Source organism: Cryobacterium sp. TMT4-31 (assembly GCF_004403385.1).
In the GTDB taxonomy this organism is placed as follows: domain Bacteria; phylum Actinomycetota; class Actinomycetes; order Actinomycetales; family Microbacteriaceae; genus Cryobacterium; species Cryobacterium zongtaii.
Map to the genome: position 1 here is coordinate 1 of NZ_SOGI01000058.1, position 12,341 is coordinate 12,341.

The 12,341-nt window shown below is 66.8% G+C and carries 11 protein-coding genes; 1 reads left to right on the forward strand and 10 read right to left on the reverse strand.

Annotated features, from left to right (window positions below; all coding sequences use genetic code 11):
• The coding region (locus tag E3T19_RS13015) for an HNH endonuclease signature motif containing protein (protein WP_134409040.1) at window positions 1-880 on the forward strand (880 nt) is incomplete at its 5' end.
• A 40-nt stretch (window positions 881-920) separates the two neighbouring features.
• Here E3T19_RS13015 and dnaE read toward each other — a convergent pair.
• The 10 genes from dnaE to murC all read right to left on the reverse strand — a co-directional run bounded on the left by dnaE (window position 921) and on the right by murC (window position 12,293).
• A complete protein-coding gene (gene dnaE, locus E3T19_RS13020) occupies window positions 921-4,388 on the reverse strand; it encodes a DNA polymerase III subunit alpha (RefSeq protein ID WP_134409095.1) in 3,468 nt (1,155 codons plus the stop codon).
• Window positions 4,389-4,542: 154 nt separating this feature from the next.
• Window positions 4,543-5,463: an RluA family pseudouridine synthase gene (locus E3T19_RS13025; protein ID WP_088456069.1), complete on the reverse strand. Its 921-nt coding sequence runs from the start codon at window positions 5,461-5,463 to the stop codon at window positions 4,543-4,545.
• An 8-nt stretch (window positions 5,464-5,471) separates the two neighbouring features.
• Window positions 5,472-6,065, reverse strand: coding sequence for a signal peptidase II (gene lspA / locus E3T19_RS13030; RefSeq protein ID WP_088456068.1), 594 nt, complete (start codon window positions 6,063-6,065; stop codon window positions 5,472-5,474).
• Window positions 6,055-6,735: a DivIVA domain-containing protein gene (locus tag E3T19_RS13035; RefSeq protein WP_088456067.1), complete on the reverse strand. Its 681-nt coding sequence runs from the start codon at window positions 6,733-6,735 to the stop codon at window positions 6,055-6,057. Before E3T19_RS13035 ends, lspA begins: the two co-directional genes overlap by 11 nt.
• 136 nt (window positions 6,736-6,871) lie before the next feature.
• A complete protein-coding gene (locus tag E3T19_RS13040) occupies window positions 6,872-7,168 on the reverse strand; it encodes a YggT family protein (RefSeq protein WP_088456066.1) in 297 nt (98 codons plus the stop codon).
• 6 nt (window positions 7,169-7,174) lie between these two features.
• A complete protein-coding gene (locus E3T19_RS13045) occupies window positions 7,175-7,669 on the reverse strand; it encodes a cell division protein SepF (protein ID WP_088456065.1) in 495 nt (164 codons plus the stop codon).
• 19 nt (window positions 7,670-7,688) lie between these two features.
• On the reverse strand, window positions 7,689-8,411 hold the full coding sequence (locus tag E3T19_RS13050; RefSeq protein ID WP_134409041.1) for a YggS family pyridoxal phosphate-dependent enzyme: 723 nt from the start codon (window positions 8,409-8,411) through the stop codon (window positions 7,689-7,691).
• Window positions 8,411-9,598: a cell division protein FtsZ gene (gene ftsZ / locus E3T19_RS13055; protein ID WP_088456063.1), complete on the reverse strand. Its 1,188-nt coding sequence runs from the start codon at window positions 9,596-9,598 to the stop codon at window positions 8,411-8,413. The genes E3T19_RS13050 and ftsZ overlap by 1 nt, the downstream gene beginning before the upstream one ends.
• Before the next feature lie 138 nt (window positions 9,599-9,736).
• On the reverse strand, window positions 9,737-10,858 hold the full coding sequence (locus E3T19_RS13060) for an FtsQ-type POTRA domain-containing protein (RefSeq protein WP_134409042.1): 1,122 nt from the start codon (window positions 10,856-10,858) through the stop codon (window positions 9,737-9,739).
• A gap of 22 nt (window positions 10,859-10,880) precedes the next feature.
• Window positions 10,881-12,293 carry a UDP-N-acetylmuramate--L-alanine ligase gene (gene murC / locus E3T19_RS13065; protein ID WP_134409043.1) on the reverse strand — a complete coding sequence of 471 codons (1,413 nt, stop codon included), beginning with the start codon at window positions 12,291-12,293 and terminating at the stop codon, window positions 10,881-10,883.
• Window positions 12,294-12,341 lie beyond the last annotated feature (48 nt).

A 12,341-nucleotide genomic window follows, 5' to 3' on the forward strand; every position in this document is an offset into this window, starting at 1 on the left:
GATGGGCTGGTTGCACTGGTACGGCACCGCCCACGACACCAAGGCCGCCTACGACCGGATCAACACGATCGCCGTGAAGCTCAAGCACCTCGGCGACCCCGCACCGAATGGGAACACCGCGTCCGACACCGCTGGCAGCGGAAGCGGCACCGCAGTCGGCCTCCGCCCGGACGCCACGGAAGAGCTCCCGACTCGCACCCTCGACCAACTCCGCGCCGACATCGCCGCCGCCCTGTTGCTGGACGGAATCACGCCCGACGGGATGGGTGGTGGCATCCGCGGCACCGTCATGGTCACCGTGCCCGTGCTGACCCTGCTGGGCTTGGACGAGGAACCCGCCACCCTCGAGGGGTACGGGCCCATCTCACCCGAGGCCGCGCGGGAGATCGCCGGGCACGCACCGAGCTTCACCCGGCTGCTGACCCACCCGGAAACCGGGGTGGTGCTCTCGCTGGGCAAAACCCAGCACAAGAACACCAAGGCCATGAAGAAATACCTGCGGGTGCGCGATGAAACCTGCCGGTTCCCGGGCTGTTCCCGACCCGCGGTGACCAGCGACGTCGACCACACCGACCCCTGGGCCGGCGGCGGCAACACCGACAGTGACAACCTCGCCCACCTCTGCGAACCCCACCACCGCCTCAAACACCTCAGCCAGTGGCGAGTCACGCAGGAAACCGGCGGGATCCTGCACTGGACTTCCCCCGGCAAACGCAGCTACCGCACCGACCCGGCCAACCCGATGGGACCACCCCGGCCACGGCCACCGGTCGTGGGGCCCAAGACCCGGAAGCGGCCCGCCGATGACAGTTACCTGATGCCCCGGCAGCGGCCGAGTCGGAAGCCGACCCCACCGGCACCCGAGAACCCACCGTTCTGACCGGGGCCTCCGCCCGAATCCATCTGGAGCGGGCAGAGGGTCAAGTCAGGCAGTACGGGCCCAGGAGGCTCTTGAGTTCGCCGAAGAGGTCGGCGGTCACGGTGACCCGGCTCGGCAGCTCGAAGACGCGGGCGGTGTCACCCTTGATCAACTTCAGGCGCACCTCTGAGGTGCCGCCGTGTCTCTTGAGCACCTCGCCGAGCTGGGTGACGGTATCGGTGGTGGCTCGCGCCTCGAACAGAGTGATCGACAGGGTGCCGTGATCGGACGCCTGACCGAGCTCGGGCGCGAAGATGCTGTACGCGTGCAGGTTCATTCCGTCATCGCGCATACTCACCCGGCCGCGCACCACCACGACGGAGTCGCTGACGAGGTCAAGGGAGAACTCTTGGTAGGCCTTGCCCATGAACATGACGTCGATCTCGCCGCCGAAGTCCTCGACCGAGATGATGCCGTACTGGTTGCCCGACTTCTTGGCGATTCGGTGCTGCACATTGGTGATGAGGCCGGCCACGGTGACGGTGTCGGCATCCTGGGTGTGCTCGGAACTGATCAGATCGGTGATCGTGGTGCTGGCGTGCTTGGCCAGCGGAATCTCGAGGCCGGCCAGTGGGTGGTCGGAGACGTAGAGGCCGAGCATGTCGCGCTCCAGTGCGAGCTTTTCCTTCTTGCTCCACTCCGGCCGGTCCGGCACCTGATCGGTCTCCTGAGGGTCGTCGAAGAGGCTGTCGAAGTCGAAGCCGACCATTCCGTGCGACTCGTCGCGCTTGATCTTGACGGCGGAGTCGACGGCGCCCTCGTGGATCTCGAACATGGCGCGGCGGGTGGCACCGAGAGAGTCGAAGGCGCCGGACTTGATCAGGGATTCGACGGTGCGCTTGTTGGTGACCTGCAGCGGGACCTTGCGGAGGAAATCGTGGAACGACTCGAAGTCGCCCTTCTCGGTGCGGGCGGCCCGGATGGCTTCCACCACGTTGAAACCGACGTTACGCACGGCGCCCAGGCCGAAGCGGATGTCGGTGCCGACGGCGGCGAAGAAGCCGATCGACTCGTTGACATCCGGCGGCAGCACCTGGATGCCCATCCGGCGGCACTCGTTGAGGTACAGCGCGAGCTTGTCGCGGGCATCGCCGACGCTGGTCAGCAGGGCGGCCATGTACTCAGCCGGATAGTGCGCCTTGAGGTATGCGGTCCAGTAGGACAGCACTCCGTAGGCCGCGGAGTGGGCTTTGTTGAAGGCGTAGTCAGAGAACGGTAGAAGGATGTTCCAGACGGTGGTAATGGCTTCCATTGAGTAGCCGTTGGCTATCATTCCGCCGGAGAAGCCCTCGAACTGCTTGTCCAGCTCGGACTTCTTCTTCTTGCCCATCGCGCGTCGCAGCAGGTCGGCCTGACCCAGGGTGAAGCCGGCCAGCTTCTGCGCGATCGACATCACCTGCTCCTGATAGACGATGAGGCCGTAGGTGCCGCCGATGATGTCTTTGAGGGGCTCCTCGAGCTCTTTGTGGATCGGGATGATCTCCTGCTGACCGGTCTTCCGCAGCGCGTAGTTGGTGTGCGAGTTCGCGCCCATGGGGCCGGGCCGGTAGAGCGCGATGACGGCGGAGATGTCTTCGAAGTTGTCGGGCTTCATGCTGCGCAGGAGCGCGCGCATCGGGCCGCCGTCCAGCTGGAACACCCCGAGGGTGTCGCCGCGGGCGAGCAGTTCGTAGGCGAGCACGTCGTCGAGGTCGAGGTCTTCGAGCACCGGGCGGTGGCCACGGTTCGCTTCGATGTTGTCGAGGGTGTCGTCGATGATGGTGAGGTTGCGCAGCCCCAGGAAGTCCATCTTGATCAGGCCCAGGCTCTCGCAGGCCGGGTAGTCGAACTGCGTGACGATCTGGCCGTCGGCCTCGCGGCGCATGATCGGGATGATGTCGATGAGCGGGTCGGAGGACATGATCACGCCGGCGGCGTGCACACCCCACTGGCGCTTGAGGTTCTCGATACCGAGCGCGGTGTCGAAGACCGTGCGTGCCTCGGCATCCGTCTCGATGACGGCGCGGAAGTCGCCGGCCTCGCGGTAGCGGGGGTGGTCCTTGTCGAACATGCCGGTGAGCGGCATGTCCTTGCCCATGATGGGCTGCGGCATGGCCTTGGTGAGCTTGTCGCCCATGCCGAACGGGAAGCCGAGCACCCGGCTGGAGTCCTTCAGCGCCTGCTTGGCCTTGATGGTGCCGTAGGTGACGATCTGGGCGACGCGCTCGGAGCCGTACTTCTCGGTGACGTAGTGGATGACCTCGCCGCGGCGACGGTCGTCGAAGTCGACGTCGAAGTCGGGCATGGAGACACGGTCGGGGTTGAGGAAGCGCTCGAAGATCAGGCCGTGCACCAGCGGGTCGAGGTCGGTGATGCCCATGGCGTACGCGACCATCGAGCCGGCGCCGGAGCCACGACCGGGGCCGACCCGGATGCCGTTCTCCTTGGACCAGTTGATGAAGTCGGCGACGACCAGGAAGTAGCCGGGGAAGCCCATCTGGGTGATGACGCCGACCTCGTAGTCGGCCTGCTTGCGCACGGCCGCGGTGATCCCGTTCGGGTAGCGGCGGATGAGGCCGAGTTCGGTCTCCTTGATGAACCAGCTTTCCTCGTTCTCCCCGTCCGGGGTGGGGAACCGGGGCATGTAGTTGGCGGAGGTGTTGAACTTGACCTCGCACCGCTCGGCGATGAGCAGAGTGTTGTCGCACGCCTCTGGGTTGTCCCGGAAGAGGTGCCGCATCTCGGCGGCGGTCTTGAGGTAGAACTCGTTGGAGTCGAATTTGAACCGGTTGGGGTCGTCCAGGGTGGATGCCGACTGAACGCAGAGCAGCGCGGCGTGCGCTGTCGCGTCGTGGGCGTGGGTGTAGTGCAGGTCGTTGGTGGCCACCAGCGGCAGGTCGAGTTCCTTGGCGAGCTTGAGCAGGTCGGTCATGGTGCGGCGCTCGATGTCGATGCCGTGGTCCATGATCTCGCAGAAGAAGTTGTCCTTCCCGAAGATGTCCCGCAGCTCCCCCGCGGCCTGCCTGGCCTCGTCGTACTGGCCGAGCCGGAGGCGGGTCTGCACCTCGCCACCCACGCATCCGGTCGTACCGATCAGACCCTTGGAATAGGTGCTGAGCAGTTCGCGGTCCATTCGCGGCTTGAAGTAGTAGCCCTCCAGCGACGCGAGGGACGAGAGCCTGAACAGGTTGTGCATTCCCTCGGTGTTCTCCGAGAGCAGGGTCATGTGGGTGTACGCACCGCTACCGCCGACGTCGTCGCGGTTTTGGGCGTTGGTGCCCCAGCGCACCCGGGTCTTGTCGCGACGGTCGGTGCCCGGCGTGATGTAAGCCTCGGTGCCGATGATCGGCTTGATCCCGGCATCCGTGGCGGTCTTCCAGAAATCGAACGCGCCGAAAACGTTGCCGTGGTCGGTGACGGCGATGGCCGGCATCTTCTGTTCAGCGGCCGCAGCGATCAACGGTTTGACCCGCGCGGCGCCGTCGAGCATGGAGTACTCGCTGTGCACGTGAAGGTGGACGAACGAATCATTCTGCGGCGACACGACTGCTCCAGCTGCTCTGGGGTTTATCTGATGACGAAGTGGGGGGTGCTGGTCTTCCAGCCTAAGCGCCGGAGGACGCCCCTGTCCTGATCAACGCAGCCTAATCGCCGCGCAGTAAGCGCAGAGCGTTGGCCAGGTCGTCCGGGTACTCGGCGTTGAAGGTGACCCATTCGCCGCTGGTCGGGTGATCGAAGGAGAGCTGCTTGGCGACCAGCCACTGCCGGGTGAGGCCGAGCCTGGCCGAGATCTTCGCGTCGGCCCCGTACATGGCGTCGCCGACACACGGATGCCGCTGGGCGGCCATGTGCACCCGGATCTGGTGGGTTCGACCGGTCTCCAGATGCACCTCGAGCAGGGACGCGGAGGGGAAGGCTTCCAGGGTCTCGTAGTGAGTGACGGAGTCCTTGCCTCCGGCGATCACAGCGAACTTCCAGTCGGAGCGCGGGTGGCGCCCGATCGGCGCGTCGATGGTGCCGCTGGACGGGTCTGGGTGGCCCTGCACGACGGCGTGGTAGATCTTGTCGACCTCCCGGTCGTGGAAGGCCCGTTTGAGGTGCGTGTACGCGTGCTCGGACTTCGCGACGACCATGAGGCCGCTGGTCCCGACGTCGAGACGGTGCACGATGCCGGCCCGTTCGGACGCACCTGAGGTGGCGATGCGGTAGCCGGCGGCGGCGAGGGCGCCGAGCACCGTCGGGCCGGTCCAGCCCACGCTGGGGTGCGCCGCGACGCCGGATGGCTTGTTGACGACGACGATGTCGTCGTCGTCGTGCACGATCGTGAGATCGGGTACCGCGATGGGCACGATGACGAGGTCCTGCTTGGGCGCCCAACTCACGTCGAGCCAGGCCCCGGCACGCAGCTTGTCCGACTTGCCGACCACGACGCCGTCCTGGGTGACCCCGTCGGACTCGGCGATTTCGGCCGCGAAGCTGCGGGAGAAGCCGAACAGCTTGGCGATGCCCGCGTCAACGCGTACACCGTCCAAACCATCGGGCAGGGGAAGGGCTCGGTTTTCCATGATGCCGTTCAGTTGGAGGGGGTGAGGGGCGCGGCGCTGCCGGCGGGCACGGTGCTGACGGCCGGTTCGGCGGCATCCGGGTCGGATGTCGGGGTGCGACGGCCGTCGAGGCCGATGCCACGCAGGGTGAGCAGCATGAAGAGCGCCATGCTCACCACGATGCAGCAGTCCGCGATGTTGTAGATGGCCGGCATCATCCACGGGGTGTAAATGAAATCTACGACGTGCCCGAGGCCGAAAGACGGCTCCCGGAACAGTCGGTCGGTCAGGTTGCCGAGCACACCGCCGAGCAGGAGACCGAAGACGATCGCCCACAGGCTCGAGCGGATGCGTGGGGCGAACCACACGACAAACACGACGACACCGGCCGCAATGAGTGAGAACACCCAGGTGAGGCCGGTGGCGAAGGAGAAGGCCGCGCCGGGGTTCCGGATGAAGTGCAGTTGAAGCACATCACCCAGAACCCGGGCGGTCTGACCCTCGGTCATCGAGCTGACGACGAGGGCCTTGCTGATCTGATCAAACGCATACCCGCCCACGGCCACGAGGGCCAGGACGATAAGTGCGCGGTAGCTGACCTTCGACGGGTTGTTACGCGCCAAAGCCCTGGAAGCTCGCCTTCGGCGAGTTGCCCGAGTCCTTGCCCGCACCCGCGCCGACGGGCGACGTGGAGTCGAGGTCGCGCAGCTGACCCTCGATGTAGCTCTTCAGCTTCTGGCGGTACTCGCGCTCGAAGGTGCGCAGTTCCTCGATCTTGTTCTCGAGGACGGCACGCTCCTTGTCGAGGACGTTGATCTGGGCGCGCTGCTTGGCTTCGGACTCCGCGATCACGCGGGCAGCCGTGGCGTGGCCCTCAGCGATCAGGGCGTCACGCTTCTCGGCGCCTTCCTTGACGTGCTCCTCGTGCAGGCGGCGGGCCAGCTGCAACAGGTTCGTCGTGCCGGCGGTCTCGTCGATCGGCTCGGCAACCGGCGCCGGGGCGACGGGTGCTGCAGCGACGGGCTCGGGCACGACGGCAGCGACGGGCTCTGCGACGGGCTCAGGAGTGTTGACGGGCTCAGCGGTCTTGGCCGCGGCGGCACTGACCGGAGCAGCAGGTGCGACCTCGCCGCCGGAGAGACGGGCCTTGAGGTCCTCGTTCTCCTGGGTCAGGCGTCGCAGCTCGACAACGACCTCGTCGAGGAAGTCGTCAACCTCGTCCTGGTCATATCCCTCGCGGAACTTGGTCGACTGAAACCTCTTGTTGACTACATCTTCCGGAGTTAGCGCCATGGCTTTCCACCTCAAAACTTAATTGCGAACAGTTGTGCGAACACGTGCTTACGACCAACTGGCACTCGGTGTTGTACCGGGCCGGTTGGCCGTCATCGATCAAGAATACATGCCGAGGCCCTGGTGAGGCTGCGTGTCAGAACCGAATCGCCGTAATCCACATGCCGATGATGCAGCACAGCATGGTCAGGCTCCAGCCAAAGTCGAACGCGATCGGGCCGACGCGGAGTGGCGGGAAGATCCGACGGAAGAAATTGATCGGCGGGTCGGTGAGTGTGTAGACCAGCTCAATGAGAACCAGGACGAACCCGTGCGGCCGCCACGACCTGTTGATTCCCCGGACGAGGTCGACGATGAATCGGCCCCACATGACGAAGAAGTACAGCAGCAGGAAGTAGTAGGCGATCCCCAGGACCAGGTTGACTACGGACACGTCGGGTTATGACTGGGCGAAGAAGGAGGAATCGGCGTCCCCCTCCTCGACGGCGTTGTCGCCGGAGATGACGACGTGCGACGGCGACAGCAGGAAGACCTTGGCCGTTACGCGCTCGATCTTGCCGTAGAGGCCCTGAGACAGGCCGCTGGCGAAGTCGATGAGACGGCGCGCATCGGCATCGCTCATCTGGGAGAGGTTGATGATGACCGGAATTCCATCACGGAAGGACTCGGCGATCACCTGCGCGTCGCGGTACTGGCGCGGGTGGACGGTAAGGATCTCGTTCATTTCGGACACGACAACATTCTTGGGGGTGGAGGTCTTGTGCAACGGCGTGACCGGTGCGCGGCCGGCGTTCGCCGGAGCAGCGTGGGACGACGCGACATGGGCTGACTGGGTGGGGAGAGTGGAGACGGGAGCCGCTGCCGGCGCCTCATATTCCAGCTCTTCGTCTGCCAGACCCAGGTAGACCATGGTTTTCTTGAGCGGGTTGGACATCTCGACCTCCGTGTTGGTATTACGACGTTTTCAGATTAACCGCTGCCGGGCGATTCCCGGTGATTGCGGTGCCAATTCGCAGGTGTGTCGCGCCTTCGGCGATGGCGGCCGCGTAGTCCTGGGACATTCCCATCGACAGGTACCTGGCGTCGGGAGCGATGCCGCGCATCTGGGCGCCCAGCTCGCTGACCAGGGCGAAGGAGCGCTTCGGTTCCGCGCCGAGCGGCGCGACGGCCATGAGCCCGAGCAGCCTCAGGCCCGGGGCCGACAGAACCCGCTCCACCAACGGTGCGAGGTCCGGAATCGACACCCCGCCCCTGGCCGGGTCCTCGGTGAGGTTGACCTGCACGAAGCAGTCCACCTCGGCACCGGCCTCGAGGGCGCCCGTGTGCTCCGCCACCGGGGTGGCAAGGCCGGTCACGAGGGACTCCCGGTCCACCGAGTGGATCACCGACGAGTAGGCCCGCACCTGGCGGGCCTTCTTGCCCTGCACCTGACCGACAAAGTGCCAGCGGATGCCGGCTCCGGCCAGTTCGGCCGCCTTGGCCTGGGCCTCCTGGTGCCTGCTCTCGCCGAGGTCCCGCACCCCGAGCTCGAGGAGCTCCCGGATCAGGGACACTGGTTGGAACTTGGTCACCACGACCATGGTGATGTCGCCCACCGAGCGACCGGCGAGCCGTGCGGCGTCGGCTATGCCGCCGCGCACGTTCGCCAGCCTTTGGGCGAGGTCCGGTTCGCTCATTACTTCAGGAAATCGGGGATGTCCAGGTCGTCTGAATCGTCCTCGAAGGCCGGGTCGGCGACCGGAGTGCTCGCAGCGGGGTCGCTGGACCAGACCGAGCCGCTGGGCTCGGCGACCGGGGCGTTGTCTGTTGCGGCAGAGGCACCGGCGATGGCACCGGCGGCGCCACCGGAGACTCCCGCTGCCACACCGGCAGCGACCAGGTCGGAACGACGGACCTCGGCAACCTTGGCACCGGGCTCACCGCCGTCGAAACCCGCGGCGATGACGGTGACGCGCACCTCGTCACCGAGGGTGTCGTCGATGACGGCACCGAAGATGATGTTGGCTTCGGGGTGCACGGCCTCCTGCACCAGGCGGGCGGCGTCGTTGATCTCGAAGATGCCGAGGTTCGAGCCACCCTGGATGGAGAGCAGCACGCCGTGGGCGCCATCGATCGACGCCTCGAGCAGAGGAGAGGCAACGGCGAGTTCCGCCGCCTTGATGGCCCGGTCCGCTCCGCGCGAGGAACCGATGCCCATGAGGGCGGAGCCGGCTCCCTGCATGACCGACTTGACGTCGGCGAAGTCGAGGTTGATCAGGCCGGGTGTGGTGATCAGGTCGGTGATTCCCTGCACGCCGGCGAGGAGCACCTGGTCAGCGGTGGCGAAGGCCTCGAGCATGCTGATGCCGCGGTCGCTGATTTCCAGCAGGCGGTCGTTCGGCACGACGATGAGGGTGTCGACCTCGTTCTTGAGCGAGGCGACACCGGTCTCGGCCTGAGCCTGACGACGCTTGCCCTCGAAGCCGAACGGCTTGGTGACGACACCGATGGTCAGAGCGCCGATGGACTTGGCGATCCGGGCGACGACGGGGGCGCCACCGGTACCGGTACCGCCGCCTTCGCCGGCGGTGACGAAGACCATGTCGGCTCCGGCCAGCGCTTCTTCGATTTCCTCGGCGTGGTCCTCGGCGGCGCGACGGCCGACCTCGGGGTCCGCTCCGGCGCCGAGACCCCTGGTGAGGTCGCGGCCGACGTCGAGCTTGACGTCTGCATCGCTCATCAGGAGTGCCTGGGCATCCGTATTGATGGCGATGAATTCGACCCCTCGGAGGCCGAGCTCGATCATGCGGTTGACGGCGTTCACGCCGCCGCCGCCAATTCCAACAACCTTGATGACTGCTAGGTAGTTCTGATTAGTTGACACGTCCGGCCTCCGGTGGAACCCTAAACCTCTACTCGAGGCTTAAAGTTATTCTGAGTATGCAATTCTAAATTCGAAGTTAGGTGCCACCGCTGATGGCTTGGGGAGGCGCGCCCGCGTGTCGCGAATACCCGGTCGGTTTCAGCGAACGACGGCGCTGTCCGGCGATGACACGTCGTATTCGGTCACGCTGCCGACGGGGTGGCTCACAAGGAGGGCCGCCAGAACGAGCGCCTTGTACTCGCTGCGCTCAGCGTTGCCCCAAAGGACCCGCGCTCCCCCACCCAGGGTGAGCGTCACGTCGTCCTTGGTGGCGGCTGTCACGCTGTCCAACTGGCCGCGGATGCCCTCTGGCAGTGCTCCGACCACGGCGACCGCGGCCTGGAAACCGGCACCGCTGGCACCGCCAGCGGCGTCGATGAGGGGGTAGCCCTGCGGCCGGTCCGGTCCACTCTGGATGATCACACCGGCCGCGTCGACGAGGTCGAAGCCGGCGGCGGACGTGATAGCGCCGACGGGCTCCCGTTCGACGATGCGCACCACGAGGGTATCCGGCGGCCGGCTCTCCGTGACGTAGCTGCGGATGAGGCTGAATTCGCTCAGTTGCCCCTTCACCTCGGCGAGGTCGAGGAGCGGCAGCGGGGTACCCAGCTGCCCCTCGAGCGCCTGCGCCACGTCGGCGGCCGGGATGCGGTTGGTTCCGGTGATCTCGATGGTGCGCAACGCCATCAGCGGGGAGAACACGCCGACCAGGACGAAGGCCACCAGGGCGACCACGGTGCCGCCGGCGGCGAGCCAGAGATTGCGGCGGTGGCGGGAGCGGGAGGTGAAGCGACGCACCTCGTTGCGCTCGTACTGCTTCCGGGCTCGCCGCGCCGCTCGCAGCCGGGCCCGGGCCGCTCGCGCGGTCAGCGGGGGCTCCTGTCCCAACGATTGTGGAGTCGACGTCTCCGGAGCGTCCGGTGCGGCGGCGGCCTTGACGCCTCGTTGAGGCAGACTGAAGCCGCCGAGGCGCCGCCGTGTCGGTGGGGTATCCGTCGCTGGGGTGTCGGACGCAGCGCTGGCCGGCAGGACGATGGGCTCGGTCAGCGCCTCAGGCTCGGCACGGGTGGGCGCGGCGCCGGGGCCGGCGGCCGGCCGTTTAGGCCCGCGGGCAGGCTGCTGGCGCGGCTCAGGGGCACGCGGCGGTGTCGCCGCAGCTGGTTTCGCTGCAGCGGGCTTCGGTGCCGCTGGTCGCGCCGCAGGGCCTGCGGGACGCTTCATGCGCGAGCGCCTGGACGGTGACTCATCCGCGCGTACCCGCCGCCGACTCGTCGGCGAGAGATTCGAGCAGCTGCGGAACGATGCGGTACACGTCACCACAGCCGAGTGTCACGACGAAGTCGCCGTCTCTGGCGATGGTGCCGAGGTAGTCGGCAGCATCCTGCCACTCGGGGATATAGGCGACGTGGGCCGGGTCCTGGAAGCGTTCGGAGACCAGCGCACCGGTCACGCCGGGTTCGGGGTCTTCCCGTGCGCCGTAGACCGCCAGCACGATGGTCTCGTCGGCGTATTTCTCCAGGGTGTCGGCGAATTCCTGGGCGAACAGCCGGGTGCGGCTGTACAGGTGCGGCTGGTGCACGGCGATGATCCGGCCGGCTCCGACCACGGTGCGTGCGGCGGACAGCGCCGCGGCGACCTCGGTGGGGTGGTGGGCATAGTCGTCGTAGACGCTCACACCGCGCACGGTGCCGTGCAGCTCGAACCGGCGCTCGGTGCCGCCGAACGCCGAGATCGCCGCCAGGGAGGCGGCCGGCTCGAAGCCGAGCCCCACGAGTACGGCGAAGGCGCCCGCCGCGTTGATGGCGTTGTGCCGGCCGGGGATGCGCAGGGTGGCGGAGTAGTCGACGCCGTCCCAGGTCACGGTGAAACTCACCGGTCCGCTGGTGCCGATGGAGTGCACCCGCGCCGTGGCGCCCTCGGCCTCGCCGAAGGTGATGATGCGCTTGTCGGTGAGCCGGGCGGTGACGTGCACGGCGCCGGGGTCGTCCGAGGAGACCACGACGAATTCGTCGGCGTTCTGGGCGAATTCGACGAAGGCCGCTTCGAAGGCCTCGAGCGAGCCGTAGTGGTCGAGGTGGTCGGGGTCGACGTTGGTGATCAGCGCGACGCCGGTGTTGTAGAGCAAGAACGAGCCGTCGGACTCGTCGGCCTCCACGACAAAGAGGTCGTCGGCGCCGCTGCCGGCGCTGACGCCGAGGGATTCGATCACCCCGCCGTTGACGAAACTGGGGTCCTGGCCGATGCCGAGCAGGCCGGTGACGATCATGCCCGTCGAGGTGGTCTTGCCGTGCGCGCCGGCGACCGAGACAAGCCGGTGCGAGCGGATCAGCCAGGCCAGCGCCTGGGACCTGTGCAGCACCGGGAGACCGCGTTCGGTGGCGAGGACGTACTCGGGGTTGTCCTGCCAGAGTGCGCCGGTGACGACGAGGCTGTCCGCGTCGCCGACGTTGGCGGCGTCGTGACCGATGGTGATGGTTGCGCCCAGCTCGCGGAGCGCGTGCACATTATCGGAGTCGCGTGAGTCTGAGCCGGTCACGGTGTGGCCCGCGGCCAGGAACAGTCGGGCGATGCCGCTCATTCCCGAGCCGCCGATGCCCACGAAGTGCACAATGCCGAGGTCTTCGGGAACTATCAGGGTCAGGTCAGGCTGGATCACGTGAAGGTCTTTCTGGCTGGCGGTGCGCGGGGTGGTGCAGGTTCTGCG